Consider the following 25,167-nt stretch of genomic DNA (forward strand, 5'->3'; position numbering starts at 1 on the left):
CGGTGTGGGGGCCCTCGTCGTTTCTGCCGCTCGTCGTGCAATTACTGGCTCAACGCCAGTTCCCACTTTCCTGTCTAGACTGCGATGCAGGGTTCCATTGAGCCCCGCCTGAACCGTTCGCCCGCGTACCCAGAGACGCAGCGACGGCCATGGAATGGACAGGAGACTGCATGGACGATCGTCAATCCCCCCTTTCCCGCAAATACCTGCTGCCAGTGCTGGTAACCCTGACCCTGATGCTGGTTCTCGGGGGGCTGGTGCTCTGGCAATGGTTGGCCCTGGAAGCGCGCAACCGTAGCGAGTACGAGCAACGCTTCAAGATCGAGGCGGAGGAAATTGCCCAGCGCGTCGGCATCCGGATGCGCGCCTACGAGATGGTCCTGCGCGGCATGTCTGGTCTGATGGTGGGCAGTGCTGCCGTGTCGGCCGAGGAGTGGGCGCGGGCCACTGACCAGTTGCAGTTGCAGGATCGTTATCCGGGCATCCAGGCGCTGGCGTGGGCGCGTTATCTGAAGCACCCGGAGCTCAACGAATTCGTCGGCGAGATCTGGGACCAGGGGCGCCGTGAGTTCCGTGTGTTTCCCCCGGAGCCGCGAGACGAGTACCTGGTGGTGCAGTACAGCAGCCCTATGGACTGGCGCAACCGGCGCACCCTGGGCTTCGACATGCTCAGCGAGGCGGTGCGCCGGGAGGCTGTCGATCTTGCCCGGGATACCGGCGAGGCCATCCTCACTGGGCCTGTCACGCTGCGGCAGGAAACCGAACAGCACGTGCAAAGCGGGCTGCTGCTCTTCATGCCGGTGTATCGCCCAGACGCGCCCAGCGTCACCGTCGAGGAGCGTCGCGCAGCACTGGTCGGCATGGTTTGCGGCGCCTTTCGTGTGAACGACCTGATGGAAGGAATCCTGGGCACCCAGAGCAGTCTCTACAGCATCGACCTCAAGGACGCTGCAAGTCCTGGCGCGCCTATGCTGGAAGCGTCCGACGGAAACCACCCGCCGCGCTTCCATCGGGTCGAGGAACTCAAACTCTTCGGCCGCACCTGGGTGCTGGGCGTAGGCAGCACGGCAAAGTACGAGGCCATGCTGGGCAATGACCGCATCGCCTTCAGCCTCTGGACGGGCCTGGCGGCTGCGCTACTGCTCTCGCTGCTGGCGGGGGGCTACCTCTATTCGCGCGAGCGGCAATTGCAGCTCAGCCTGTCATCTTCCGTCGCGCTGGCCGAGCGTGAGGAGCGCTTCCGCCTGCTGCTGCAGCACTTGCCCGTGGCCACGCTTATCTGTGATGCCCAAGGTCGAATCGAGATGGCCAATGCTAGTGCCGGTGATCTGTTGGCCTGTGATACCGAGTTTCTGCTGGGGCAGCGATTGCAGCGCTACCTGCCGAACATGGCGGTGCTGGAGGCGAGTGACGGTGACCAGTCCCCTACTCAGCTGACCGAAGTCGAAGCGCAGCAGGATGGGGGGGAGCGAATCCCGGTGGCGCTGACCCTGAGCAGCATGAACCACGGCGCGAATCAGCGTTACCTGATCAACCTGGTGGACCTGCAGGCGCGCAAGAGCGCCGAAGAGCGCTTTCGCCTTGTGGTCGAGGCGTCGCCCAACGCCATCGTCCTGGTGGATACCCAGGGGCGGATCGCCATGGTCAACCGCCAGACCGAGCAACTGTTTGGCCATAGTCGCCAGGAAATGCTCGGTTCGCCGGTCGAGATGCTCCTGCCCGAGGCCCTGCGTGAGGCCCATGTGGCGTTGCGCGAAGGCTTCCAGCGTAAGCCCGAGCAGCGGCGCATGGGCAACAATCGCGAGTTGTTCGGGCAGCATCGTGATGGTCGCCAGATTCCCCTGGAAGTGGGCCTGTCGCCCATTCGCGCTGGCCGCGAACTGCTGGTGCAGGCGGTGATCATCGACATCAGCGAACGCCGGGCGGCCGAACAGCGACTGCGTGACCAGGCTGAGCAGTTGATGCTGGCCAATCGTTACAAGTCCGAATTCCTTGCCAACATGTCCCATGAGCTGCGCACGCCGCTGAACAGCATCCTGATCCTTAGCGATCAGTTGCGTCAGAACATGGTCGGCAACCTCACCGAAAAACAGACTCGTCACGCCGACATCGTCCACCGTGCCGGCAGCGACCTTCTGCAACTGATCAACGATGTTCTCGACCTGGCCAAGGTCGAAGCCGGGCGCATGCAACTCAAGCTGGAACCGCTCAACGTCCAGGACATGCTCGCCGAGCTCGACGGCAGCCTGCGGCCCATGGCCGAGATCAAGGGATTGCGCCTCTCTACCCACGTCCAGGCCGGCGTGCCGCGGGTTATCCACAGCGACCGGGTGCGCTTGCACCAGATCCTGCGCAACCTGCTGTCCAACGCCCTCAAGTTCACCGAGCAGGGCGATGTGGAGCTGTCGGTCGAACTCGATCCGGCCGCGGCCATCGACGAGCGCGAGGTGTTGCGCTTCGTCGTCCGCGACACGGGTATTGGCGTTCCCGAGGACCAGCACGAGCGTATCTTTCAGGCCTTCCAGCAGATCGATGGCTCGACCAGCCGGCGCTTCGGGGGCACCGGCCTGGGCCTGGCCATCACCCGTCAGCTGGTGCTTGCCCTGGATGGTGATATCTCGCTGGAAAGCGTACCGGGGCGCGGGTCGCGCTTCACCGTTCGGTTGCCGGTGGCAGTGGCTGCCAGCCAGCCGAAGGACGATGAAGGGCCCATGCAGCCAGTGCGCGGCGGCCAGGGTCCGTCGGTACTGATTGTCGAGGATGACGTCAATTTCGCCTCGGTGATGGCCGAGGAAGCCCAGGCCCATGGGTTCTCCAGTGTTCATTGCCGCAATGGCAAGCAGGCCATCGCGCTCTTGCAGAATGAGCGCTTCGCCGCGGTCATCCTCGACATCCTGCTGCCGGATATCAGCGGCTGGCAGATCTACCGACGCCTGCGCAGTCATGCGAACCACCGTACTACCCCGGTGAACATCATTTCCTGCGTCCCTCAGCCCCAGGACTGGAACGAGGACGCCACTCGCTACCTGGTCAAGCCCATTGCCCGAGAGGACCTGGAGCAAGTGTTCCAGGACCTGGAGGGGGGCCGTCCGCCGGAGGAGCGCAAGTTGCTGTTGGTGGAGGATGTCGAGGTGGAGCGCGAGCACTATCGCGAGCACCTGGAGCAACTGGGCTTCGATGTGGTGACCAGCGCCAGTGGCGAGGGTGCCCGCAAAGCCTATGCGCAGAGCGATTTCTCCGCCCTGGTGATCGATCTCGACCTGCCTGACCAGGATGGCTTCGAGTTGCTCGACAGCCTCGACCGTGAACGCCCCCTGGAGGGCTCCCGGGTCGTCATCAATACCGGAGTCGACGTCAACCAGCAGAACCTGCAGCGCCTGCGACGCTACTCAGCGGTGGTCGTGCGCAAGGCAGGCGAGGACCTCGACAACCTCAGCTCGGCGGTCCAGGGCTTCTTGGCTGGCCTGCGCCAACCACAGGCCGGCTCGGTGGTGGACCCGCTGGAAGGCAGCCGTGTGCTGCTGGTGGACGACGACGTGCGGAATGTCTACGCCCTCAGTGCCCTGCTCGACGAAACCGGCATGAAGGTCACCGCCGCCCGCGACGGACTGGAAGCCATCGCCTGCTTCCAGCGCGAACCCTTCGACCTCATCCTGATGGACATGGCCATGCCCAATATGGACGGCTACACCGCCACCCGTGTGCTCAAGCAGGAGCACGGCTGTGGCATCCCGATCATCGCCCTGACCGCCCACGCGATGAAGGGCGACCGGGAGAAATGCATCACCGCCGGCGCCGACGACTACCTGGCCAAGCCGATCAGTCGCCAGGAACTGCTGGACATGCTCTACCGCTGGCTGGAACAACCAGGAGGTCGCCATGGCGCACCTGCAGCTTAAGGAGGCCTCTGCGGCCAACATCCTGCTGGTGGTGGACGACCGCCAGGAGAACCTTGCCGCCATGGAAGCGTTGTTGGACGACGGCGAATGGCAAGTGCGTACCGTGGATTCCGGCGAGGCCGCGTTGAAATGCCTGCTGGAGGAAGAAGTCGGCCTTGTGCTGCTGGATGTGCAGATGCCACGCATGGATGGATTCGAGGTGGCCCGGCTGATGCGCAGCAGCCCGCTGACCCGCTATACGCCGATCATCTTCATCTCTGCCATTGCCCACACCCAGGACGCCGTGCTGCGCGGTTATTCGTCCGGGGCCGTGGACTTCATCCTCAAACCCTTCGACCCCCAGGTGCTTCGCCACAAGATCCAGTCCCTGCTGGCCCATGAGCGCAACCGGCGCGACCTGCTGCAGCTCAGCCAGCAACTGGACAGTGCCCGAGCCTTCAATGCCTCGGTGCTGGAAAACGCCGCGGAAGGCATCCTGGTGGTGGGCGAAGACGGCATCATCAGCTTCGCCAACCCGGCCATGGCGCATATGCTCCAGGGCGCGGTGGACGATCTGGAGGGCCAGCCGCTGCTGAGCCTGATCGGGCATCCTGAGATGGCCGCCGAATGGAAACTGTCGGATTTCTACCGTTACTGGAAGCGCAACGAGACCTACCGCCTGCACGATGCCAGCCTCAAGACCATGGGGGGCGAGCGCCTGCCGGTGGCGTTGTCGTCATCGCCCCTGCCACGACTGCAGCGCTCCATGGTGGTCATCGCCCTGGATATGTCGGTGGTGCGCCAGCTGCATGCGCAACTGGAGTCCCAGGCCATCACCGATGCCTTGACCGGGCTGCTTAACCGGCGTGGCTTCCACCAGGCGCTCGAGGCATCCCTGGCGCGCATCGAGCGCAACGGCAAGCGCATGGCGGTGCTCTACCTGGACCTGGATGGCTTCAAGCTGATCAACGACTCGCTCGGCCACGAGGCCGGTGACCGCGTGCTGCGGCGAGTGGCCGAACAGCTGAAAAATTGCCTGCGCCCCTACGACATCCTGGCGCGCATGGGGGGAGACGAGTTCACAGCGCTGCTGGATACCCTCGATCATCCCGAAGACGCCGCGCGGGTGGCGGAGAAACTGATCGAACTGGTGTCAGTGCGCCACCGCATCGAGGGCATCGACATCACCCTTGGCGCCAGCGTTGGCATCGCCTGCTTCCCCGAGTGCGGGCAGAGCGTGGATGGCCTGCTGCGTGCGGCCGACATCGCTATGTACGAGGCCAAGCGCGCCGGTCGCCAGCAATACCGTTTCTACTCGCCGGAGATGAACGGCCGCGCCCGCTCCCGGCTGATGCTGGAGGAAAGCCTGCGTAACGCCATCGAGCAGAACGACTTCCACCTGGTCTACCAGCCGCAGGTCCACCTGGAGACCGGCCGCCTGCGGGGCTTCGAAGCCTTGCTGCGCTGGGAACACCGGGTCGCAGGCACTGTGGCGCCCAATGTGTTCATCCCGTTGCTGGAAGAGACTCGCCTGATCAACCGCCTGGGTGACTGGGTGCTGCGGGAGGGGGCCAGTCAGTGCAGCGCCTGGCGCCCGAGTTTCGGCGAGGACCTGGTGATCAGTCTCAACGTCAGCCCGGTGCAGTTCGGCATGCCGCAGCTGGTGGACGACCTGCGGCGAGTGCTGGGCGAATTCGGCCTGCGGCCTGAGCAGCTGGAGGTGGAAGTCACCGAAAGCGCACTGATGCAAGACCTGGAGCTGACCCGCGAGCAGCTCCGGCAGCTGCGCGCCCTGGGCGTGCGCATCGCCATCGACGACTTCGGTACCGGCTATTCGTCTCTGGCCTACCTGCGTCACTTCGAGCTGGACACCCTGAAGATTGATCGCCTGTTCATTTCCAACATGCTGGAGTCGCGGCGCGACGCCGCCGTGGTCAGCACCATCATCGACCTCAGTCGCCACTTGGGCCTGGAGGTGATCGCCGAGGGGGTGGAAACCCTGGCCCAGCGTGACTGGCTGCTGGAGCACGGCTGCACCTTCATGCAGGGTTTCCTGGTGGCGCCGGGGCTTCCCGTCGCCAAGGCCGAGGCCTTTCCGCGGGTAGTGGACTGGAGCGTGCTGCGAGAGGCCTCCGAAAGCCTCACTCCCTCTCCATGAAGAGGGGGTGGGTGGAGAGAATGGCATCACGCACACCCGAACGGGCGGGCCTACACTTGAGTTGTCGGGGCATCCGGGATCACGCCGCCGGCCTATCGCAAAAAGGAGGCTCCATGTACTGCTTTGTTGTGGCGTACCCCAACGCACCGGGCGCCAAGTTCGATTTCACCTACTACTGCGAGGAACACATCCCGCTCCTGACCCGCCTGATCGGCGAAAACCTGGTGAAGGTCGAAGTGCGCAAGGGCTTGGCCGCAGCGGATGGCGCCGTGGCGCCGTTCATCTGCATGGCCAACCTATGGGTACTGTCGGTGGAGGAATTGCGCAGCACGCTGGAACTGAACGGCGACGAGATCAGCGCCGATATCCCCAACTACACCAACCTGGCGCCCTTGCTTCAGGTGGATGAGGTGTTACAGACGCCATGAAGAACAAGAGCCCGCCAATCGGCGGGCTCTTCGTATCCGGGCGGGAGGACCGACGAAGCGTGGTCCTCCCGGTTGAGGCTCAGGCCGGCGGGAACTGCTGGTGCAGCCGTACCAGCTGGGCATCCTTGGCTTCCCACAGGCGGTTCACCCATTGCTGGAAGGCCAGGCGGTACTGCTCGTCCTGGTCGTAGTTCTTGCCGATGAACTCGCCGGGAATTTCCATTTTTTCGATGCGCACCACCACCTTGCGCAGACGGCCGGCGAGCAGGGTCCAGAAGTTCGGGTTGCCATCCGGGTAGTGGATGGTGACGTTGACCAGCGAATGCAGTTGCTCGCCCATGGCGTCCAGCACGAAGGCGATGCCACCGGCCTTGGGTTTGAGCAGGTACTGGAAGGGCGAGTCCTGCTCGTCGTGTTTGGCGCGAGTGAAGCGGGTGCCCTCGAGGAAGTTGAAGATCCCCACCGGATTGTCGCGGAACTTGTCGCAGGTGCGGCGAGTGGTTTCCAGGTCCTTGCCCTTCTTCTCCGGGTGCTTGGCCAGGTAGGTCTTGGAGTAGCGCTTCATGAAGGGGAAATCCAGCGCCCACCAGCACAGGCCGATTACCGGGACCCAGATCAGCTCCTGTTTGAGGAAGAAGCGCAGCAGGCGGATACGGCGGTTGAACAGGTGCTGCAGGACTAGGATGTCCACCCAACTCTGGTGATTGCTGGTGACCAGGTAGCTGTGCTGGTAGTCCAGCCCGGCCAGGCCGTCCACGTCCCAGCGGGTGTCGCGCACCAGGCGCATCCACAGCTTATTGCAGCTGATCCAGCCCTCGGCGACGAAGCTGGCAGCCCAGTTCAGCACGCGCTTGGCCGCATGGAAGGGCAGAAGCAGCTTGAGCAAGGTGACGGCGAACAGCGGAATGCACCAGAACAAGGTGTTGAGGGTCAGCATCAACGCCGCCAGGGCACCGAGCAGCGGGGAAGGGATAAAACTCAGCATGGACGGGTTGGAGCCTCACCGGGGGTGGTCATGGCCACCTCGTTATGGGTAGGACCCGCGGCATTCCCTGACTGCGGGCAGAATGGTGGCCAAGGTTAACGGTTGTTCACTCAACTGCAAGCGCGAAGGGTGACCGGGCGGTCGGGAGCGAGGCTAATTCGTCGGCTCTGTTGTAGGGGCGAATGAATTCGCCCCTACAAGCAAACGCAGCAGCCGTCGCAGCTACGCTTCGCTGCCGCACGCCGCCTGGATCGCTGTCAGGGCGATGGTGTGGATGATGTCGTCCACCAGGACGTTGCGGGGCAGGTCGTTCACCGGCTTGCGCAACCCTTGCAGCATCAGGCCGCCGCTGACCACAGGGTGACCCTGCTGTGCGTCCTTGTAGGCGGCATCGCCAGTGGCCAGGTCGGGGAAGACGAACACGGTGGGGCGGCCATCGCGCGTGGCGGTGGAGTAGGGCAGGGGACCCTCGATGGGCAGCTCGGGACGTGCGGCACGGGCCAGGCGGGTGGCTTCGCGGACTTTCGCCAGTTCCGCTTCATCGGCCGAGTCGCAGACCATCGCCACCCTCGGGACTATGCCCAGGGCCTCGGCCGAGTCCGCACTTTGCAGGGCGATTTCCGCCAGATCGCTGGCATCGGGATCGGGATTCACCGCGCAATCGCCGTAGACCACCACCTGTTCCGGCAGCAGCATCAGGTAGACGGATGAGGCGATGCGGTAGCCGGGTGCCGACTTGATCAGCTGCAGGGCCGGGCGAATGGTGTTGGCGGCGGGGTGGATGGCGCCGGAGACCAGTCCGTCCACTTCGTCCAGGGCCAGCATCATGGTGCCGAGCACGACGTTGTCTTCCAGTTGGGCGGTGGCCATGGGTGCGTTCAGGCTCTTGCTCTGGCGCAGCTCCACCATGGGTTGGACGTAGCGCTCGCGGATCCGGTCTGGATCGAGGATTTCCAGCCCCTCGGGCAGTTCGATGCCTTGGGCGCGCGCCACGGCGTGCACATCCTCTGGCTTGGCCAGCAGCACGCAATGGGCGATTCCACGGGCCTGGCACGCGGCGGCTGCCTGTACTGTGCGCGGCTCGCTCCCTTCGGGCAGGACGATTCGCTTGCCGGCGAGCTGGGCCTGCTGGATCAGCCGGTGGCGGAAGGCCGGAGGCGACAGGCGCTGGGTCGCGCTTGGCGCACCGCAGCGGCTGCGCAGCCAGTCGAGGTCGAGGTTGCGGGCGACGAACTCGGTGACTTTCTCCGCGCGCTCGCGGTCGTCCACCGGGATTTCCTTGTTCATCCGGTTCAGGTTGGTGGCCGTGTCGTAGGTGCCGGTGGCTACCCCCAGCACCGGCAGGCCGCCCTGCAGCGCGCCACGGCAGAGCTCCAGGGTGCGCGGGTCGGGCTGGATGTCGCTGGAGAGCAACAGGCCGGCCAGTGGCACGCCGTTCATGGAGGCCAGGCTGGCGGCGAGGATGATGTCGTCGCGGTCGCCTGGGGTCACTACCAGTACGCCCGGCTTGAGCTGCTGCACGGTATTGGGCACGGTGCGCGCGCAGACCACGATCTTCTGTACCCGGCGCTGGTCGTAGTCCCCGGCGTTGATGACCTGGGCTTGCAGCAGGTCGGCGACGTCACGGGTACGCGGGGCGTTCAGTTCTTCCAGCCAGGGCACGCTGCCGAGCAGGCGGAAGTCGTCGCCGCGAAGTAGCGGTGATTGCTCCTTGAGGCGGCGAGAGAAGTCCTCGTCGCGCACTTTGTTGAGGATCACCCCGAGGACCTTCGGGTCGCGTGGGCCGCCGAACTGCTGGGCCTGGATTTCCAGACGGTCGGACAGCTCGGAGAGGCTCTCGTCTTCCGGGGCCGACACCAGGATGACGTCGGCGTCCAGGCTCTTGGCTAGATGGAAGTTGATGCGTGCGGCGTAGCTGGCGTGGCGGGTCGGCACCATGCCTTCGACGATGACCACGTCCTTGCCCTGGGCCGCCTGGTGGAACAGGCCGGTAATCTCTTCCAGCAGCTCGTCCAGCTGGCCGTCGGCGAGCATGCGTTCCACCTGGGATTGCGCCAGCGGCATGGGGGGATTCAGGCCGTGTGTGCGGGCCACCAGCGCGGTGGAGCGTTCCGGGCCAAGGTCGCCGGGGTGGGGCTGGGCCACAGGTTTGAGGAAGCCGACCTGCAGGCCGGCCAGTTCCAGGGCGCGCACCAGGCCCAGGCTGGTGGAGGTGAGACCGACACCGAAACCGGTCGGGGCGATGAAGAAACAGTGCATGGGACTCCTTGGCTAAGGCGATTCAGGCGAGCAGGGCCAGGGTATCGAGGGCGATCTGGCGCTCTTCGTTGGTAGGCACCACCAGCACGCGCGGATGGCCACGCTTGTGGATGGGGCCGGCGACGCCGCGCACGCAACGGGCGTTGGCTTCGCTGTCGATGGCCAGGTTGAGCAGCTTCAGGTGATCCACCGTACGGCTGCGCACAAGGGGTGAATTCTCGCCGATCTCGCCGGTGAAGATCAGCCCGTCCAGTTGCGGCAGGGCACACCCAACGGCGGCCAGGGTCCGGGCCAGTCGGTAGCAGAACACTTCGATGGCGAGGGTGGCCCCGGTGTGACCCTGGTCGCGGGCTTGCTCCAGGCTGCGCATGTCGCTGGCCAGCTCCGAGAGGCCAAGCAAGCCGCTTTCCTGGCGAAGCACCTGGTCGATCTTCTCCAGGCTCCAGCCGAGGCTGCGGTGCAGTTGGGTGTAGAGATGCGGGTCGATGTCGCCGCTGCGGGTGGCCATCACCAGGTTCATGCTGGCGTCGCGGCTCTGGCCGTTGACGATGGCGCAGGCGGAGCTGTGCGCGCCCAGATGGGCGGAGAGCCAGCAGCTGTCACCGAGGGAAAGCCCGGCCAGTTCGGCAGCGCGGCGGCTGACGTAGCGGTGGCTGTTGCCGTGGAAGGCAAAACGGCGCAGGCCGTGGTCGCGGTAGACGGCGTCCGGCAGGGCAAGGCGATAGACGTGCTCGGGCATGCTTTGGTGGAAGGCCGTGTCGAACACCGCCACGTGGGGCAGGTTAGGTAACAGATGCATGGCGGCGTCGATGCCCACCAGACTGGCCGGCATCTGCTGCGGCGCCAGCGGGACCAGGGCTTGCAGGCGGCGGATCACCTGGGCGTCCACGCGGCAGGCGGAGCTGAACAGTTCGCCGCCATGCAGGACGTGGTGGCCGACGCCGTGCAGCTTGCTGCCAGCGGCGCCCAGCACGATGGGCATCAGTTGGGACAGCGCCGAGCGGTGGTCGGCGTTGGGGATCATCAGGCTGTCCTTGTCGCCGCCACGTTGCCAGCGCAGTTCGGCGTTGCGGCTGCCGAGTCCGTCTGCCATGCCGTGGAGAATGAACTGGCTGTGGGCTTCGTTGACCAGGGCGAAGCGCAGGGAAGTCTTGCGAGCGTGGATCACCAGGATGTTGCGTGCGGGCATCAGGTTTCCTCGGAGGATTCGGCGGCCATTCCCTGGGCACACCAGCCGCAGGGGAAGAGGCAGCCCAACTGGGCGGCGCGCTGCTTGGGATCGAGTACCCACGCGCGGGACTGCCAGGGCGGCTGGTGCCTCAGGTGTTGAGTATGGCCGCAGGAAAGCACGGCGACCCAGTGACCGTCTTCGTCTTGCCTGTAGCCGACCAGCCGGGGCCGCCCGTCAGCGTTCGGGTCGCAATCGACAGGCCGCGCGGTTAAACTTGCGCTTTCATCATTCATTTGCAGAAGGTCTCGCACCATGCTGATCGCCGCCAACAAGGCTGTGTCCATCGACTATACCCTGACCAACGACGCCGGTGAGGTGATCGACAGCTCGGCCGGCGGCGCTCCGCTGGTATACCTGCACGGCGCCGGCAATATCATCATTGGCCTGGAGCGTGCTCTGGAAGGCAAGCAGGCTGGCGACGAGCTGAACGTTGCCATCGAGCCGGAAGATGCCTACGGCGAGTACAGCGCAGAGCTGGTCGCCACCCTGGATCGCGCGATGTTCGAAGGCGTTGACCAACTGGAAGTCGGCATGCAGTTTCACGCCTCCGGCCCGGACGGCAGCATGCAGATCGTCACCATCCGCGACATCGACGGCGACGACGTCACCGTCGACGGCAACCACCCGCTGGCCGGCCAGCGCCTGAACTTCAAGGTCAAGGTTGTCACCGTGCGTGAAGCCAGCGACGAAGAAGTCGCTCACGGCCACATTCACGGCGAAGGCGGTCACCACCACTGACCGGTCGTCCGCGACTGCCGAACCGGCAAGTCGCGAATCGGCTGCTAAGCTGAGAAAACCGAAAAGGCGCCCCGGGGCGCCTTTTTTGTCCGCTGTGGAATCCCTGAGATTTTCGAGGAGTCAGTCATGAGTGCCTTCCACGACCTCAATCTGCGTGCGCTCGACGGTCAGGATCTGCCGTTGGCGCCCTACAAGGGCCAGGTGGTGCTGGTGGTGAATGTCGCCTCCAAGTGCGGCCTGACCCCGCAATACGCCGGGCTGGAAAAGCTCTACCAGCAATACCGCGACAAGGGCTTCACCGTGCTGGGCCTGCCGTGTAACCAGTTCGCCGGGCAGGAGCCGGGCAGCGAGGAAGAGATCCGCGAGTTCTGCAGCCTGAACTACGGCGTGACCTTCCCCCTGGGCAGCAAGATCGAGGTCAACGGTTCGGCTCGCCATCCCCTGTACCGCCTGTTGGCGGGCGAAGGCGCCGAGTTCCCCGGCGAGATCACCTGGAACTTCGAGAAATTCCTCGTCGGCAAAGATGGTCGCGTACTGGCGCGATTCTCGCCGCGCACCGCACCGGATGACCCCGCGTTGATCCAGTCAGTCGAAAAGGCCCTGGCCTGATACACCCCCGCACTCTTGACTGTTCACCCGTAGGAGCGGGCTTGCCCGCGAAGCGCCTGGTGCAGGAGGTTCGCCAGCAAGCTGGCTCCTACGTTTCCCCATCGCGACATGTCCCTGGGCTTGTAGCCGTCAATCACGCAAATCAATAGTGCTGGGCGGGGCGAGACGACCGGTCATATGCTCGCCGCCATGACCAGTATCCGACTCGACAAACGCGACCTCATCCTCGCCAAGGGCTCCCAGGTGATGACCCGCCGTGGCTACCACGGCACCGGTGTGCAGGAGATTGTCCAGGCCGCGGGCATCCCCAAGGGGTCCTTCTATCACTACTTCGCCAGCAAGGAAGATTTCGCCGTGCAGGCCCTGGAGTACCTCTACCTGCCGCGCCTGGAGCGTTATGCGCAGGTCCTGGGCAATCCGGCCCTGAGCCCGTGCCAGCGCATCCTCGGCTACTACCGCGAACTGCTGGCGCATTTCTCCAGCCGCGAGAAGCCGGAGTACCACTGCTTCATCGGCAGCCTCGGCTTCGAAATGGCCGAGCTGTCGCCCGCCATCGGCGAGCAGGTGGAAAGCATTCTTCAGGGCTCGGTGGACATCCTCCAGGCGTGCCTGGAAGACGCCGTGGCCGCCGGAGAGCTGCGCGCCGATGAAGACTGCGCCAACCTCGCGGCCTTCATCGCCAACGCCTGGCAGGGCGTGCTGACACGCTTGAAAGTGGGGGGCGGCACCGCACCCATGACCGCATTCGTCGACCGCCTGGAGCTGCTGCTCCGGGCCTGATTTTCCAAAGCCTTGAAACCGAGACGACCGGTCATATGGCCGGCCACAGGAGAACCCATGACCGCTCCCGTAAAAGCCCTGTTTGAACCCTTCCGCCTTGGCGGCCTGGAACTGCCCACCCGCGTGGTGATGGCGCCCATGACCCGCTCCTTCTCGCCGGGCGGCGTGCCCAACGCCAAGGTCGTGGAGTACTACCGTCGCCGCGCCGCCGCGGGTGTCGGCCTGATCATCACCGAGGGCACCACCATCGGTCACAAGGCCTCCAACGGCTATCCCCATGTGCCGCGCTTCTTCGGTGAAGACGCCCTGGCCGGCTGGAAGGAGGTGGTCGACGCGGTACACGCCGAAGGCGGCCGCATCGTTCCGCAGCTCTGGCACGTGGGTAACGTGCGTCGCCTGGGCACCGAGCCGGACGCCAGCGTTCCCGGCTACGGCCCGACGGAGAAGGTTAAGGACGGCCAGGTGGTGGTCCATGGCATGACCAAGGACGACATCCAGGAAGTGGTTACCGCCTACGCCCAGGCCGCGCGCGACGCCAAGGCCATCGGCATGGACGGCGTGGAAATCCACGGCGCCCACGGCTACCTGATCGACCAGTTCTTCTGGGAAGGCAGCAACCAGCGCACTGACGAATACGGTGGCAGCCTGGCCAACCGCTCGCGCTTCGCCATCGAAGTGATCCAGGCCATCCGGGCCGCAGTTGGCCCGGACTTCCCGATCATCTTCCGCTTCTCCCAGTGGAAGCAGCAGGACTACACCGCGCGTCTGGTGCAGACCTCCGAAGCCCTGGGTGAATTCCTCAAACCGCTGGCCGATGCCGGTGTGGACATCTTCCACTGCTCCACCCGCCGCTTCTGGGAGCCGGAGTTCGAAGGTTCCGAACTCAACCTCGCCGGCTGGACCCGCCAGCTCACCGGCAAACCCACCATCACCGTCGGCAGCGTAGGCCTGGATGGTGAGTTCCTGCAGTTCATGGTCAAGACCGACAAGGTCGCCCAACCGGCCAATATCGAAGGCCTGCTGGAACGCCTGAACAAGCAAGAGTTCGACCTGGTCGCCGTGGGCCGCGCCCTGCTGGTGGACCCGGACTGGGCCGTGAAGGTGCGTGAAGGGCGGATGCAGGACATCCTGCCGTTCAGCCGTGATGCGCTGACGAGCCTGGCGTAAGTTGTTGAAGAAGCCCCGCTCGCGGGGCTTCTTTTGCACCCCCCGCCCCAGCCCTCTCCCAGAGGGCGCCGAACCTGCAACCTTGATAAGTCATACCAGGCGTGAGTCACCCCTCTACCCCCGGCAGAGGGGCCGGGGGTGAGGGTTCGATTTCCCCACCAAACCCTCATTCAGTTGGGCTGGCACCATGTCCTCCCCCGGTCACTGTGCGCGCATCACAACAAGCGCCGGCACACCGGCCGAAGGAGCAACCCATGCGTATCCGGATGGGTGAACACTCAATGGTCGATCGCCGCGTTCCCCTGGCCACACAGGCGTTCTACAGCGAACTGCTGCCGAAGGTTGTGCATCAGTTATGCCGGTGAGCTGTCACTGGTACGTGACCTGCCGGGCTTCGCTGAGCTGGAAGCGGCGTGTGCGGAAAGTGGTGTGACCCTGCATCTGGCGATGCTCAGCCCCATTGGGGCGATCAACCTGGGGCGTGGTGCCCTGAGCCTGGCCTTTGCGGCTCCCGCCATTGCATTTTCCTAGTGTGGCGGCAGGCTACTGCTGACCGAGGCCTGCACGTCGGGGTGGCGGGCATGCAGCAGGTACTGCTCGAACTGTTGGACGATGGCTTCCCAGCCCTGGCGGCCTGCGTGCATGCGTGCGTTGAGGCGCACCCGGCGCAAGCATTCAGGGTCTTCCAGCAGCCAGGTGGCGGCCTCGGTGAAGCTGCTCGGCTCATCGGGCAGGGCCAGGGCGCCATTGTGGCCATGGCGAATATGCTGGGCTGCGGCGGCCTGGTCGAAGGCCACCACCGCCAGGCCAGAGGCCAGGGCTTCGAGCACCACGTTGCCAAAGGTTTCCGACAGGCTGGGGAACAGGAACAGATCCCCCGAGGCGTAGTGCCGAGCCAATTCCTCGCCTCGCTGCACACCACAGAACAGGGCGTCCGGCAGGGCGCGCTGTAGTGGCAGCCGCTGCGGACCGTCACCGACTACCACCAGCTTTAGTCGCAGCTGTGGATAACGTTGCTGTAGGCGCTGGAAGGTTTCTCCGAGCAGGCCCAGGTTTTTCTCGACGGCGAGCCGGCCGACGTGGATCACTGCAATGTCCTGCTCGCCCAGGCCCCACTGCGCACGTAATTCAGGGCAGCGGCGAGCGGGATTGAACAACTGGCCATCGACCCCGCGGGAGAGCAGTTGCAGGCGTTCGAAGCCGCGTCGGGTCAGGTCCTGCAACTGACTCACGCTGGGCACCAGGGTCAGCCGCGTGGCGTTGTGGAACCAGCGCAGGTAATTGGTCAGCAACCGGGTCAGCAGACCCGCGCCATAGTGGCCGGTGTACTGCTGGAAGTTGGTGTGGAAGCCGCTCACCACCGGGATACCCAGGCGCCGGGCGGCGCGCAGGGCGGAGAACCCCAACGGGCCTTCGGTGGCGATGTAGAGCACATCCGGTTTGCGCTGGCGCCAGCGGCGCAACAGCTTGTGCAGGCAGGACTGGCCCCATTGCAGTCCGGGGTAGCCAGGCAGCGGCCAGCCACGGATCAGCATCAGGTCGTCGTCACTCCTGCGGCCGTTGTCGCAGGACTGGCGCGGGCGCACCAGTTGCAGTCGATGGCCGGCCGCGCGCAAGCCGTCGCAGAGTCGGCCAAGGGTATTGGCCACGCCGTTGACTTCGGGCAGGAAGGTTTCGCTGATCAGCGAGATGTACAGGGGCGCTATGGTCATGGAACCAGTGTCGTGAAGGGCGATGTAGCCCGGATGACACTCGGGTTACGGCTGTGTGACTGCCGGCAGCAGGCGGCAAGACCTTGCCGCACCAGGGTGTGGTAGTTCCGCTAAGGAAAATCCGCGAAGCCCTTGTTTTCAAGGCCTTGGAGCGAATGGTGAAGATGGCATGGTACTTGAGTGCCAAACCGCGGATTTCCTTACAGGAGCAGCACAGGTGGCAATCTACTCGATCAGCGGGCTAGGGGCGGGCAGTGCCCTGTCAGGCCTTGGATTGCGCAACGGCAAAACATCGAAGGAGAGTGAGGATCCGTTCGGGATCAATACGAAGGAGGAGCCTCGACGTACAACGTCCCCCGGTTCGGAGCGCGACTACAGGGCCTGGCAGGCAACCGAGGAGGGCTTTGCCCGAATGCGGGTAGAGCTGCAGAACTCGGCTGGGAAGCTGGAAATGAGCAACGAGGAACTACCGACCGATCTGGGATTGGGTGGCCAGAGTGCGGTGGAGAAGTTCCAGGAGTACATGGACAAGTCACCGGCCGAGAGAATCCGCGATGCCATCCTCGCGGAAATGGGGCTGACCCAGGAGGAGCTCGACGCCATGCCGCCGGAGGAGCGGGAGGACGTCGAGAAGAAGATCGCCGAGCGCTTCCAGCAGCGCATGGAGATGCAGGCCAAGGAAGAGGAGGAGAAGAAGTTGCAGCGGGAAAATCCGCCCATCCGCCCCCAGGCCTGATTACCGTCCTGATGCGACAAGCCCCGGTCTGACCGGGGCCTGCCGCAGGTGCAATTTAGCCTGTCAGCGAACCACCTGACCGGCCTGTTTCTGCAGCGCCAGGTCACCTTGCTCGCGCACCCAGAATAGCGTAGCGCCAGCCACGGCGGCGGGCATCATCAGGATGTTGACGAAGGGAATCATCAGCGCCAGGTAGGTGATGCCGCCGAACCCCAGGCTCTGCCAGCGCTTTTCCCGCAGCCAGGCGAGCATCTCGTTCCAGCCGAGCTTGTGGTTGTCCGCCGGGTAGTCGATGTACTGCACCGCCATCATCCAGATACCGAAAACGATCCACAGCGGAGCGGCCAACAGGTTCACACCCGGAACGAAAGACAGGATCAACAAGGCTCCGGCACGCGGGAGGAAGTAGGCCAGCTTGCGCAGCTCGCGGCCCACTGTGCGCGGGATCATCGCCATCAGCTCGGCCCAGCTGAAGGCCGGGAAGTCGTCCTGGCCACGCACGACCACTTCCACCTTTTCCGCGAGGAAGCCGTTGAACGGCGCAGCGATGATGTTGGCCAGCATGGTGAAGCTGAAGAACACCATGACCAGCACCAGCAGCACGAAGAGGGGCCAGATCAGGTACTCAAGGAAGCTCAGCCAGTCCGGAAGGCTGGGCATGAAGGCGTCGACCCAGCCGCTGAATTCCCCGATCGCGAAGCCGATCAGGGCGGCGAACAGCAGCAGGTTCACGGTCAATGGCAGCAGGACGAACAGGCGCAGTCCGGGGCTCAGGACAAGCTTCAGTCCTTCGCCCAGGTATTGCGGCCCGGTTAGTGCGGGTGCAGGCATGGTGGTCCCCCAAGGTTACAAACGCGCCGACCTTAGCGGCTTTGCCGGCGCAGTGGAAAGCCTGGAAAAAGCTCGGAACAAATTTGATCGCCGTTATGCCAATAGGTGCGGCCTATGGTCGGGATTGAGAGCGGGTATTTCCGCTATCGAAGGACTCTGAGTAACCTTGCGCCCACTCCTGGCCAATCGCCGACGGCCAGACCCGGTTCAACGGGGCCACTGCACCCAAAGCCTTCCCCAAGTGCCGCAGTGGCCCCTTTTTATGCCCAGCAGGGCGGGAGTCAGCCATGTCCGAAGCACGTCATTCTCGGGTCATCATCCTCGGTTCCGGTCCTGCCGGTTACTCCGCGGCTGTCTACGCCGCTCGTGCCAACCTCAAGCCGCTGCTGATCACCGGCATGCAGGCGGGCGGCCAACTGACCACCACCACCGAAGTCGACAATTGGCCGGGCGATCCCCACGGCCTTACCGGTCCGGCGCTGATGCAGCGCATGCAGGAGCATGCCGAGCGATTCGAGACCGAGATCGTCTTCGACCACATCAATGCCGTGGATCTGGCCGGCAAGCCCTTTACCCTGGTGGGTGACAGCGGCACTTACACGTGCGATGCCTTGATCATCGCCACCGGGGCCAGTGCCCGTTACCTGGGGCTGCCTTCGGAAGAGGCATTCATGGGCAAGGGCGTATCCGCCTGCGCCACCTGCGATGGCTTCTTCTACCGTAATCGCGAAGTGGCGGTGGTGGGCGGTGGCAATACCGCCGTGGAGGAGGCGCTGTACCTGGCCAACATCGCCAGCAAGGTGACCCTGGTGCATCGCCGCGAGACCTTCCGTGCCGAGAAGATTCTTCAGGACAAGCTCAAGGCGCGTATCGCCGAGGGCAAGATCGAACTCAGGCTGAATGCTGAAGTGGACGAAGTGCTGGGCGACGACATGGGCGTCACCGGCGTGCGCCTCAAGCGTAATGACGGTGGCACTGACGAGCTGAAGGTGGATGGTCTGTTCGTCGCCATCGGTCATACCCCGAACACCTCTCTGTTCGAGGGCCAACTGGCGCTCAAGGACGGCTACCTGGTGGTCAACGGCGGCCGTGACGGCAACGCCACCGCCACCAACATCCCCGGTGTCTTCGCCGCTGGCGATGTGGCCGATCACGTCTATCGCCAGGCCATCACCTCGGCCGGCGCCGGCTGCATGGCCGCCCTGGACGTCGAGCGCTACCTCGATGCGCAATGAGACGCGGCCTGATGTGGAAAAGCCCCGCCAATGCGGGTTCCCTTTTGCGTCAGGCCAACTTTTCTATCACGGCGTCAGGCTGCAGATGAGCTTCAGGATGGATTGGGCCTGGCCAGTGTGAGTCACCCCTCGCCCTCTGGGGGGAAGCGGCACGCAGTTGAAAGCATCGCTTCCAGCGATCGGGCCGGGGCGCAGGGCGGGGGAGAGGGAGGCGTCAGGTCGTTTGGGTGCCCAGCATGGCAGCCCTTTGGCCTGCTTGGCGAATGAATTCGTCCCTAGAGAGAAGCGCGCAACCCTAACCCGGGTCTGCCTTGCGGGGGCGGGCGTCGCTCCGCTACGGATCAAACCCACGTATTCAACGACAGTGTCCGCGCGCTCATGCGCTGGTACAGCCCCTGGGCTTCCACCAGCAGGGATTGGCGGTCCACGGTCAGCTCGATTGCCTTGCGGCCTTCCGCCTCGCAGCGATACAGGCTTTGCTGGGGCTGTTGGCGCAGGCAGTGGTAGCGCATGTGGCGGGCTTCCACGCGCATGCTCGACAGGTCGATGTAGGCAACGTGCAACTGCTCGCTCTGACCCGTCCCCAGGTCGCAACGATGCAGCGCTGGCGTGTGGGTGAAGGGCGTGCCGGAGAGCATCACCAACTGGCATTGGTCGAGGTCGCGGCGGTGCTGGCCGTCGAGCATCCAGCGGCCGCGGATGTCACGACTCAGGCGCAGGCTGCGCGATCCCTGATTTTCCACCTTCAGCCAGAGATGGCGGAAGCGCCAGCGCGGGTCGCTGTCCAGCACGTAGGTGGCGGCGATGCTGTGACCATTGCGGTTCTGGATCAGGTGGCTGCTGGCATGGATACCGGTTTCATCCATGGACAGGCGCAGGCTTTCCACGCCGGGCGTCGTCAAGGGCTTCCATACGAGGGATTGCTGCATCCGTGTGCTCCCGGCAGAGAGAGTGGGGCTTTCCTGTGGGGATTCCGGTAGTTCCACAGCTATCTGATGAGAATCCTACTCGTTTGGATGGCAGATTGATGTCAGCCTTTGCTGACAGAGAACGGAAGCCAAAGCGTAAGAATACCGCCCCCGGACGGGGCGGTCGGTTGGGGTCAGGCCTTGCGCTGCAGCGGTTGGCGCTCGAAGCGCACACCCGCCAGACCGGTGTTCATCAGGGCGCGGATATTGCCGTGATCGCTGCCCTCCGGGGTGGCCAGCACGGAGCGGTAGTGCTCGCCAAAGGCCAGCAGGGTCTCTTCCAGGCTGAAGCCTTCCAGCAGGGCCAGGCCGAGGGTCTTGCAGGAGCCTTCGTTCTGGCCAGCGGCGTTCTCCACCGGGCCATTGGCAAAGGCGCTCTGCTGGTAGTCGTAGCCAGCGGCGATGAACGCCAGGGTGTCGGCGAAGACGTGCTGGTCGCTGTGCAGGCGGGCGCGGAAGTCGTTCAGATTGCTCATTCTTTGTTCACTTTGTTGAAGGCTGCTTGCTGCTCGGCACTGGCTTCTTTCTGGTACTTGGCTTTCCAGTCGGCGTAGGGCATGCCGTAGATCTCTTCGCGCGCCTGGTCCGGGGTGACGTCCATGCCGAGATCGTCGGCGGCGGCCTTGTACCACTTGGACAGGCAGTTGCGGCAGAAACCGGCGAGGTTCATCAGGTCGATGTTCTGTACGTCGGGGCGGCTACGCAGGTGTTGCACCAGGCGGCGGAAGGCGGCGGCTTCGAGTTCGAGGCGTTCTTGCTCGGTCATGGCAGGATTCTCCTGGGGCTTTCGGGAGGAATTGGCGGGGATGATAAGAGCCCTCCGTGGCCTCGGTAAACAGCGCTGCTCACCGGCCTATCTGTGGCCGGCAAGGGTAATCGAAACCGATTCTGCAAAGCGCAGCGCGTGGGGCTTGTCCACTTCCACTTCGGCATAGCGCACGCTGGGGTTGGCCATCACCAGGTCGAGGATTTCCTGGGTAAGGCGCTCCAGCAAGGCGAAGCGGTTTTCCTCGACGTGGCGGATGATCGCCTTGGTGATGGTGCGGTAGTTCAGCGCGTGGTCGATGTCGTTGTCGCGCACCGCCTCGGCAGCCGGGTAGAGGATGGTGAGATTGATCAGCACATCCTGCTTGTTGAGGATTTCCTCCTCCTTGATTCCGATGAAGGTGCGCAGGCGCAGGTCCTTGACGCGAATTCGCGCCATTCCGGGCTCCAGTCTCGGCATTCTCTAGTTGCTCCGTCCGATCAGTTTCAGGAATTCGTGGCGGGTGTTCTGGGACTCCCTGAAAGCCCCGAGCATCACCGAGGTGCTCATCACCGAGTTCTGCTTTTCCACGCCGCGCATCATCATGCACATGTGCTGGGCTTCGATCACCACCGCCACCCCGGCGGCGTCGGTCACCCGCTGCACCGCTTCGGCGATCTGGCGGGTGAGGTTTTCCTGGATCTGCAGCCGCCGCGCGAACATGTCGACGATGCGGGCGATCTTCGACAGCCCCAACACCTTGCCGGTGGGAATGTACGCCACATGGGCCTTGCCGATGAAGGGCAGCAGGTGGTGTTCGCAGAGGGAATAGAGCTCGATGTCCTTGACCGTCACCATCTCGTCGTTGTTCGAGGCGAAGAGGGCGCCGTTGACGATTTCGTCCAGGCTCTGTTCATAGCCGTGACACAGATAGCGCATGGCCTTGGCGGCGCGCTTGGGCGTGTCGCGCAGGCCTTCACGGTCCGGGTCTTCGCCCAGGCCCAGCAGGATTTCCCGGTAGTGCCGGTTCAGATCATCGTTCATGGTGGCAGTCCTTGTGGCGCCTACTTGAGGTGGCGGCCGCCGTTCAGGGTCAGGGTCGTTCCGGTGACGTAGGAGTTGTCCAGGAGGTAACGCAGGCCTTGATAGACAACCTGCGGGCCGGGCTCGATGCCCAGCGCCGACTTGGCCAGGGTCTTCTTGCGGTAAGCATCGTCGTCATCGGCATTGAACATCACCAATGCTGGCGCAATGCCGTTGACCTTGATGTGCGGGGCGAAGCGCGCGGCGAAGGACAGCGTCAGGTTGTCCAGCCCGGCTTTGCTGGCGCAGTAGGCAATACGCTTTTCGCTCCCCTTGCGCGCCACGTCGTCACTGAGGTGGATGATGTCGGCCGGGCTGCTGCGGCGCAGCAGTTCCTCGCACTGCAGGTTGATCAGGTAGGGCGCCAGCATGTGCACGTTGAACATCCGCTGGAAGGCCTCGGCCTCCTGGCCGGGCGCTTCCGTGAGCCAGTCCGAGGCGTTGTGGATGATGGCGCGCAGGCTGTCGGTGCAGCCTTTGAGCGAGTCGATGAAGGAAAGGATGCCGGCTTCGCTGGAGAAGTCCGCCTGCAGCGTCACGGCACCGCGTTGGCGCAGGTGCCGGACGCCGTCACGGTCGGTGCGGTAGCTGATGATCACCGGCTGGCCGTCGTCCAGCAGGCGTTCGGCGCAGTAAAGGCCGACGCGCTGGCTGGCGCCGGTAATCAGGATGGGGGCAGCGGATCGGCTCATCGACGCCTCGAAATCTGAGGACCATGGCCGGCCACGTTATACCAGGGGTGGGGCTTGTACAACTTTTCGGGCGGTGTGCTTCAACGCGGTTGCGCCGCCTGGTTGCGTAACGAGGTTGAGCGGTTGCCCAGTAGCCAGGGCGCCAGCAGACGGGTGGAAAGCGGGATGAACCAATACGTCATGAGTGGCGTCAGCGCCAGGGTGCTAATCAGGATCCGCACGGCCAGCGGCAAATCGCCCAGCGCGCCTTCGAACAGCAGGTTGAAGGCCAGGGATACCGGGAAGAAGGCCAGCCAGATGGCCACGCTCTGCTTCCAGCGCGGCGGGCGCTGTTCGGCCTTGCCGAACCAGGCATCCAGGCCCAGGGCGCGGTGCTCGTGGGGTCGCTCGAACAAGCCGGTACCGCGTTCCAGCCAGGCGCGACGCGAAGCGGAGTGCTCCCAGGCGGCCATGGTCGGCTCGTCGGTGAAGCGAAAGATCATCTGGAATTCGTCGTCATCCGGCGGTGGCGCCAGTACGCCCGAACCGAGATAACCCGGGAAGTCGGCGGCCAGTTGCTCGCCTTCGCGCAGCCAGGCCATGAAGTCGTGGTAGCGCTCGCGGGCGACGCGGCGGGCCACCATCAGCGTGACGGGATCGGCAGACATCGTGTATCTCCTTGCAACCGGGTGCCCGCCCGGGTAGGGCTGTGGCACATTACGCAGCGCCGGGGTGGTGGGCTGCGCAAAAAAAGACGCAAGGATTATTCCGTTTTTTCAACAAAGCGCCAGCGTGAAGGATGACCGGCGGGTCGTGGCGCGCTTTCCGTGGCCTGCGGCCAATTGGAATCCCCGCCGCAAGGTTTAAACTGCGTGAATCTTTCCCCTGACGATTGCCCGCCATGACCGAATCCGGTTCATCCCTCGCATCCCGCGCCCTGAAACAGGAAGAACTCTTCCCGATTCGGGAAGTTTCGCGCCTGACGGGCGTCAACCCGGTCACCCTGCGGGCCTGGGAACGGCGCTACGGGCTGATCCAACCGACGCGCACCGACAGCGGTCACCGCCTCTATTCAATGGCGGATGTCGAGGCGGTACGCAGCATCCTCGCCTGGATCGAGCGCGGCGTCTCGGTGAGCAAGGTGGGCAAACTGCTGGCCCGCAGCCACGCGGCGAAGGTGCCGGTGGCGCCGGTTCACCATGAAACGGCCGCAGGGGAGTGGAGCGAGCGGCGCGCCCAGGTGCACAAGGCCTTGTCCACCCTGGACGAATCGGAGCTGGAGCGGGTCTACGGCCAGGTGTTCTCCACCTATCCCCTGCACGTGGCCTTCGCCGATGTGCTGATGCCGGTCTGGCAGGCGCTATTGCTGCGTCAGGATGAGTTCGGTCGTGGCAGCGAGTGGGTCTTCTTCGACAGCTTCCTCCGCGCCCGCGTCCTGCAGCGTCTGCAACTGGCCCGCAGCGGCCAGCAGCAACGCGTGCTGCTGGCGCCGTTGCCAGGGCAGGGGCGTGAACTGGAGCTGCTGGTGGCCGGCCTGATGCTGGGCAGCAGCGAGGTGGCCATCAGCGTACTTGGCCTGGGTCAGCCGCTGGCCGAGCTGGAGATGGTTTGCGGCAAGCTGCAGCCCCAGGCCATGGTGCTGTTCTCCAACCAGCCGCCGGACGATGACCTTGGCCAGCAACTCAACCGGCTGGCCCGGGGCCTGGACTGCCCCCTGGCCCTGGCCGGCGATACTGCCGACCTGATGAGCGAGGAACTCGACGGCACGCCCGTCGCCTGCCTCGGCAGCGAGGGACGACTGATGCAGCGGCGCCTGCGGCAGTTCCTTTCCGGTCACCTGGATACCTGAAGCTGCTTTCGCCCGTCTTTCGCCGACTTCATCGAGGATAAGGCTGCGTGCCGGCTAGATACCCGGCACGCCGCGCTTCAGGTGACCGTTCGGCAGGAAGAGACGAGCAGCCCTTGCTGGCTCGTCGATCAAATTCTATACAAATACCTGTACAAAAATTTGTTTTGTACAGATTTTGTCTGCGCTACCGGTGGCCGATTTATTCACCTTTCCTGGGCTACCGGTTTTTTTCAGCCTTTCAAGGCCGCCAGCTCGGCCTTGAGGCTGGCCAACTCCGCTTCCAGTTCACGCACCCGCTGACGGGCTTCCACCTGTTCGGTGACGTCTTTCTGGATGCCGATGAAGTAGGTGAGTTGGTCGGACTCGTTCAGAACCGGGGTGATCGACAGTTCGTTCCAGAAGGGACTTCCATCCTTGCGGTAGTTACGCAGGATCTGCCGGCTCGGCTGGCCATTGCGGATCGCCTGGCGAATGGCGGCCAGACCCAGTTGGTTGCGGTCCTTGCCCTGGAGGAAGCGACAGTCCTGATAAAGGATTTCGTCGCGGGAGTAACCGGTCAGGCGCTCGAACGCGGCGTTGGCATAGATCAGGATGTTGTCTTCGCCTTCCTGTTCGGCGACCACGATGCCATCGTTGGAGGCGTCTATTACCAGTTGCAGCAGCTTGGCGTTGATCATTTTCTCGGCTCGTTCGACCTGACCGGAAGCAGTCTAAGGCATCCTGCGCCCGCTGCCAGTTGCGGCATAATGCGCGGCATTTCGCTTAAGACTCGGAGTACCCATGTTCTGAGGTCTGCCATCTGTTGGCGAAAGGATGAAGTGATCGATAACCTGGTCCGCGTGGTTTGGATATGTCACTTCAATGAATAAGGACTCCCCCCGGGTGGAGGCAGAGTCAGGTATCAGCAGCCCTTTGGGTCGTTGAGAGTCCCTTATTCCTGTGTTACTCCCAGCGCTGCTGCTCTAGCTGCCACCTTCCGAGTGATATCGCTACGCCGTCTAACGTATCCCGCTTTTTGAATCGGGGTAGTAGCGCAAAGTCGAACGGCTGGGGTAACGGGAAATCTTGAAAAGTCGACGCCGCACCCAAAGGTGCGGTGACGAA

General features: G+C 64.1%; 25 protein-coding genes. 11 read left to right on the forward strand and 14 right to left on the reverse strand.

Annotation, left to right across the window (positions count from 1 at the left end):
• Window positions 1-170: 170 nt before the first annotated feature.
• The 3 genes from AAHM40_RS25305 (at window position 171) to AAHM40_RS25315 (ending at window position 6,464) form a co-directional block, all read left to right on the forward strand.
• The gene (locus tag AAHM40_RS25305; RefSeq protein ID WP_342247151.1) at window positions 171-3,899 is read left to right on the forward strand and encodes a response regulator; all 3,729 of its coding nucleotides are present in this window, start codon (window positions 171-173) and stop codon (window positions 3,897-3,899) included.
• A complete protein-coding gene (locus tag AAHM40_RS25310) occupies window positions 3,880-6,036 on the forward strand; it encodes a putative bifunctional diguanylate cyclase/phosphodiesterase (RefSeq protein ID WP_342247152.1) in 2,157 nt (718 codons plus the stop codon). Before AAHM40_RS25305 ends, AAHM40_RS25310 begins: the two co-directional genes overlap by 20 nt.
• A 113-nt stretch (window positions 6,037-6,149) precedes the next feature.
• On the forward strand, window positions 6,150-6,464 hold the full coding sequence (locus AAHM40_RS25315) for an EthD family reductase (protein WP_280284509.1): 315 nt from the start codon (window positions 6,150-6,152) through the stop codon (window positions 6,462-6,464).
• A gap of 79 nt (window positions 6,465-6,543) precedes the next feature.
• Here AAHM40_RS25315 and AAHM40_RS25320 read toward each other — a convergent pair whose 3' ends face one another.
• From AAHM40_RS25320 to AAHM40_RS25335, 4 genes are all read right to left on the reverse strand, one after another.
• The gene (locus AAHM40_RS25320; RefSeq protein ID WP_342247153.1) at window positions 6,544-7,449 is read right to left on the reverse strand and encodes an acyltransferase; all 906 of its coding nucleotides are present in this window, start codon (window positions 7,447-7,449) and stop codon (window positions 6,544-6,546) included.
• Between the two features lie 222 nt (window positions 7,450-7,671).
• Window positions 7,672-9,708 (reverse strand): phosphate acetyltransferase, encoded by a 2,037-nt coding sequence (gene pta, locus AAHM40_RS25325; RefSeq protein ID WP_342247154.1) that lies wholly within the window; start codon window positions 9,706-9,708, stop codon window positions 7,672-7,674.
• Between the two features lie 22 nt (window positions 9,709-9,730).
• A complete protein-coding gene (locus tag AAHM40_RS25330; protein WP_342247155.1) occupies window positions 9,731-10,897 on the reverse strand; it encodes an acetate/propionate family kinase in 1,167 nt (388 codons plus the stop codon).
• The gene (locus tag AAHM40_RS25335; protein ID WP_342247156.1) at window positions 10,897-11,223 is read right to left on the reverse strand and encodes a DUF3565 domain-containing protein; all 327 of its coding nucleotides are present in this window, start codon (window positions 11,221-11,223) and stop codon (window positions 10,897-10,899) included. Before AAHM40_RS25335 ends, AAHM40_RS25330 begins: the two co-directional genes overlap by 1 nt.
• On the opposite strand from AAHM40_RS25335, the gene AAHM40_RS25340 reads away from it, so the two are divergent.
• The 5 genes from AAHM40_RS25340 to AAHM40_RS25360 all read left to right on the forward strand — a co-directional run bounded on the left by AAHM40_RS25340 (window position 11,192) and on the right by AAHM40_RS25360 (window position 14,764).
• Complete coding sequence (locus AAHM40_RS25340; protein ID WP_028630432.1) at window positions 11,192-11,677, forward strand: FKBP-type peptidyl-prolyl cis-trans isomerase; 486 nt, start codon at window positions 11,192-11,194, stop codon at window positions 11,675-11,677. The genes AAHM40_RS25335 and AAHM40_RS25340 overlap by 32 nt on opposite strands.
• Window positions 11,678-11,803: 126 nt before the next feature.
• The gene (locus tag AAHM40_RS25345; RefSeq protein ID WP_028630433.1) at window positions 11,804-12,286 is read left to right on the forward strand and encodes a glutathione peroxidase; all 483 of its coding nucleotides are present in this window, start codon (window positions 11,804-11,806) and stop codon (window positions 12,284-12,286) included.
• A gap of 189 nt (window positions 12,287-12,475) precedes the next feature.
• Window positions 12,476-13,066, forward strand: coding sequence for a TetR/AcrR family transcriptional regulator (locus AAHM40_RS25350; RefSeq protein WP_342247157.1), 591 nt, complete (start codon window positions 12,476-12,478; stop codon window positions 13,064-13,066).
• Between the two features lie 57 nt (window positions 13,067-13,123).
• Window positions 13,124-14,233: an NADH:flavin oxidoreductase gene (locus tag AAHM40_RS25355; protein WP_342247158.1), complete on the forward strand. Its 1,110-nt coding sequence runs from the start codon at window positions 13,124-13,126 to the stop codon at window positions 14,231-14,233.
• A 342-nt stretch (window positions 14,234-14,575) separates the two neighbouring features.
• Entirely contained in the window at window positions 14,576-14,764 is a 189-nt protein-coding gene (locus tag AAHM40_RS25360) for a hypothetical protein (RefSeq protein ID WP_342247159.1), read from the forward strand.
• Here the strand turns inward: AAHM40_RS25360 and AAHM40_RS25365 are convergent.
• The gene (locus tag AAHM40_RS25365; RefSeq protein WP_342247160.1) at window positions 14,761-15,945 is read right to left on the reverse strand and encodes a glycosyltransferase family 4 protein; all 1,185 of its coding nucleotides are present in this window, start codon (window positions 15,943-15,945) and stop codon (window positions 14,761-14,763) included. The two genes, AAHM40_RS25360 and AAHM40_RS25365, sit on opposite strands and share 4 nt — an antisense overlap.
• A gap of 451 nt (window positions 15,946-16,396) precedes the next feature.
• Between AAHM40_RS25365 and AAHM40_RS25370 the strand changes: the two genes are divergently transcribed.
• Window positions 16,397-16,681 (forward strand): hypothetical protein, encoded by a 285-nt coding sequence (locus tag AAHM40_RS25370; RefSeq protein WP_342247161.1) that lies wholly within the window; start codon window positions 16,397-16,399, stop codon window positions 16,679-16,681.
• A 63-nt stretch (window positions 16,682-16,744) separates the two neighbouring features.
• Here AAHM40_RS25370 and cysZ read toward each other — a convergent pair whose 3' ends face one another.
• Window positions 16,745-17,512 carry a sulfate transporter CysZ gene (gene cysZ, locus AAHM40_RS25375; protein WP_342247162.1) on the reverse strand — a complete coding sequence of 256 codons (768 nt, stop codon included), beginning with the start codon at window positions 17,510-17,512 and terminating at the stop codon, window positions 16,745-16,747.
• A 287-nt stretch (window positions 17,513-17,799) separates the two neighbouring features.
• Here cysZ and trxB point away from each other — a divergent pair, with 287 nt between their 5' ends.
• Complete coding sequence (trxB, locus tag AAHM40_RS25380; RefSeq protein WP_342247163.1) at window positions 17,800-18,747, forward strand: thioredoxin-disulfide reductase; 948 nt, start codon at window positions 17,800-17,802, stop codon at window positions 18,745-18,747.
• 341 nt (window positions 18,748-19,088) lie between these two features.
• Here trxB and AAHM40_RS25385 read toward each other — a convergent pair whose 3' ends face one another.
• The 7 genes from AAHM40_RS25385 to AAHM40_RS25415 form a co-directional block, all read right to left on the reverse strand.
• Window positions 19,089-19,676: a putative glycolipid-binding domain-containing protein gene (locus AAHM40_RS25385; RefSeq protein ID WP_342247164.1), complete on the reverse strand. Its 588-nt coding sequence runs from the start codon at window positions 19,674-19,676 to the stop codon at window positions 19,089-19,091.
• A 173-nt stretch (window positions 19,677-19,849) separates the two neighbouring features.
• Window positions 19,850-20,191 carry a HopJ type III effector protein gene (locus tag AAHM40_RS25390; protein ID WP_342247165.1) on the reverse strand — a complete coding sequence of 114 codons (342 nt, stop codon included), beginning with the start codon at window positions 20,189-20,191 and terminating at the stop codon, window positions 19,850-19,852.
• Window positions 20,188-20,481 carry a DUF1244 domain-containing protein gene (locus tag AAHM40_RS25395; protein ID WP_342247166.1) on the reverse strand — a complete coding sequence of 98 codons (294 nt, stop codon included), beginning with the start codon at window positions 20,479-20,481 and terminating at the stop codon, window positions 20,188-20,190. The genes AAHM40_RS25390 and AAHM40_RS25395 overlap by 4 nt, the downstream gene beginning before the upstream one ends.
• Before the next feature lie 87 nt (window positions 20,482-20,568).
• A complete protein-coding gene (gene folX, locus AAHM40_RS25400) occupies window positions 20,569-20,940 on the reverse strand; it encodes a dihydroneopterin triphosphate 2'-epimerase (RefSeq protein WP_028630443.1) in 372 nt (123 codons plus the stop codon).
• A 3-nt stretch (window positions 20,941-20,943) separates the two neighbouring features.
• Window positions 20,944-21,504: a GTP cyclohydrolase I FolE gene (gene folE / locus AAHM40_RS25405; RefSeq protein ID WP_342247167.1), complete on the reverse strand. Its 561-nt coding sequence runs from the start codon at window positions 21,502-21,504 to the stop codon at window positions 20,944-20,946.
• Between the two features lie 20 nt (window positions 21,505-21,524).
• Window positions 21,525-22,235: a dihydromonapterin reductase gene (folM, locus tag AAHM40_RS25410; protein ID WP_342247168.1), complete on the reverse strand. Its 711-nt coding sequence runs from the start codon at window positions 22,233-22,235 to the stop codon at window positions 21,525-21,527.
• Window positions 22,236-22,315: 80 nt separating this feature from the next.
• Window positions 22,316-22,882, reverse strand: coding sequence for an antibiotic biosynthesis monooxygenase (locus AAHM40_RS25415; RefSeq protein WP_342247169.1), 567 nt, complete (start codon window positions 22,880-22,882; stop codon window positions 22,316-22,318).
• Window positions 22,883-23,115: 233 nt separating this feature from the next.
• Here AAHM40_RS25415 and AAHM40_RS25420 point away from each other — a divergent pair, with 233 nt between their 5' ends.
• Window positions 23,116-24,063, forward strand: coding sequence for a MerR family transcriptional regulator (locus AAHM40_RS25420; protein ID WP_342247170.1), 948 nt, complete (start codon window positions 23,116-23,118; stop codon window positions 24,061-24,063).
• 230 nt (window positions 24,064-24,293) lie between these two features.
• On the opposite strand, the gene AAHM40_RS25425 is transcribed toward AAHM40_RS25420, so the two are convergent.
• The gene (locus AAHM40_RS25425; RefSeq protein ID WP_120654678.1) at window positions 24,294-24,740 is read right to left on the reverse strand and encodes a PAS domain-containing protein; all 447 of its coding nucleotides are present in this window, start codon (window positions 24,738-24,740) and stop codon (window positions 24,294-24,296) included.
• Window positions 24,741-25,167: the final 427 nt, after the last annotated feature.

Source organism: Pseudomonas sp. OTU5201 (assembly GCF_038440135.1).
GTDB classification, from domain to species: Bacteria; Pseudomonadota; Gammaproteobacteria; order Pseudomonadales; family Pseudomonadaceae; genus Metapseudomonas; species Metapseudomonas resinovorans.

Excerpts from the sequence above, each read along its gene's own strand:
- AAHM40_RS25305 (WP_342247151.1), top strand. The coding sequence starts at position 171 with ATGGACGATCGTCAATCCCCCCTTTCCCGCAAATACCTGCTGCCAGTG.
- AAHM40_RS25310 (WP_342247152.1), top strand. The coding sequence starts at position 3,880 with ATGGCGCACCTGCAGCTTAAGGAGGCCTCTGCGGCCAACATCCTGCTG.
- AAHM40_RS25315 (WP_280284509.1), top strand. The coding sequence starts at position 6,150 with ATGTACTGCTTTGTTGTGGCGTACCCCAACGCACCGGGCGCCAAGTTC.
- AAHM40_RS25320 (WP_342247153.1), bottom strand. The coding sequence starts at position 7,449 with ATGCTGAGTTTTATCCCTTCCCCGCTGCTCGGTGCCCTGGCGGCGTTG.
- pta (WP_342247154.1), bottom strand. The coding sequence starts at position 9,708 with ATGCACTGTTTCTTCATCGCCCCGACCGGTTTCGGTGTCGGTCTCACC.
- AAHM40_RS25330 (WP_342247155.1), bottom strand. The coding sequence starts at position 10,897 with ATGCCCGCACGCAACATCCTGGTGATCCACGCTCGCAAGACTTCCCTG.
- AAHM40_RS25340 (WP_028630432.1), top strand. The coding sequence starts at position 11,192 with ATGCTGATCGCCGCCAACAAGGCTGTGTCCATCGACTATACCCTGACC.
- AAHM40_RS25335 (WP_342247156.1), bottom strand. The coding sequence starts at position 11,223 with ATGGACACAGCCTTGTTGGCGGCGATCAGCATGGTGCGAGACCTTCTG.
- AAHM40_RS25345 (WP_028630433.1), top strand. The coding sequence starts at position 11,804 with ATGAGTGCCTTCCACGACCTCAATCTGCGTGCGCTCGACGGTCAGGAT.
- AAHM40_RS25350 (WP_342247157.1), top strand. The coding sequence starts at position 12,476 with ATGACCAGTATCCGACTCGACAAACGCGACCTCATCCTCGCCAAGGGC.
- AAHM40_RS25355 (WP_342247158.1), top strand. The coding sequence starts at position 13,124 with ATGACCGCTCCCGTAAAAGCCCTGTTTGAACCCTTCCGCCTTGGCGGC.
- AAHM40_RS25365 (WP_342247160.1), bottom strand. The coding sequence starts at position 15,945 with ATGACCATAGCGCCCCTGTACATCTCGCTGATCAGCGAAACCTTCCTG.
- AAHM40_RS25370 (WP_342247161.1), top strand. The coding sequence starts at position 16,397 with ATGAGCAACGAGGAACTACCGACCGATCTGGGATTGGGTGGCCAGAGT.
- cysZ (WP_342247162.1), bottom strand. The coding sequence starts at position 17,512 with ATGCCTGCACCCGCACTAACCGGGCCGCAATACCTGGGCGAAGGACTG.
- trxB (WP_342247163.1), top strand. The coding sequence starts at position 17,800 with ATGTCCGAAGCACGTCATTCTCGGGTCATCATCCTCGGTTCCGGTCCT.
- AAHM40_RS25385 (WP_342247164.1), bottom strand. The coding sequence starts at position 19,676 with ATGCAGCAATCCCTCGTATGGAAGCCCTTGACGACGCCCGGCGTGGAA.
- AAHM40_RS25390 (WP_342247165.1), bottom strand. The coding sequence starts at position 20,191 with ATGAGCAATCTGAACGACTTCCGCGCCCGCCTGCACAGCGACCAGCAC.
- AAHM40_RS25395 (WP_342247166.1), bottom strand. The coding sequence starts at position 20,481 with ATGACCGAGCAAGAACGCCTCGAACTCGAAGCCGCCGCCTTCCGCCGC.
- folX (WP_028630443.1), bottom strand. The coding sequence starts at position 20,940 with ATGCCGAGACTGGAGCCCGGAATGGCGCGAATTCGCGTCAAGGACCTG.
- folE (WP_342247167.1), bottom strand. The coding sequence starts at position 21,504 with ATGAACGATGATCTGAACCGGCACTACCGGGAAATCCTGCTGGGCCTG.
- folM (WP_342247168.1), bottom strand. The coding sequence starts at position 22,235 with ATGAGCCGATCCGCTGCCCCCATCCTGATTACCGGCGCCAGCCAGCGC.
- AAHM40_RS25415 (WP_342247169.1), bottom strand. The coding sequence starts at position 22,882 with ATGTCTGCCGATCCCGTCACGCTGATGGTGGCCCGCCGCGTCGCCCGC.
- AAHM40_RS25420 (WP_342247170.1), top strand. The coding sequence starts at position 23,116 with ATGACCGAATCCGGTTCATCCCTCGCATCCCGCGCCCTGAAACAGGAA.
- AAHM40_RS25425 (WP_120654678.1), bottom strand. The coding sequence starts at position 24,740 with ATGATCAACGCCAAGCTGCTGCAACTGGTAATAGACGCCTCCAACGAT.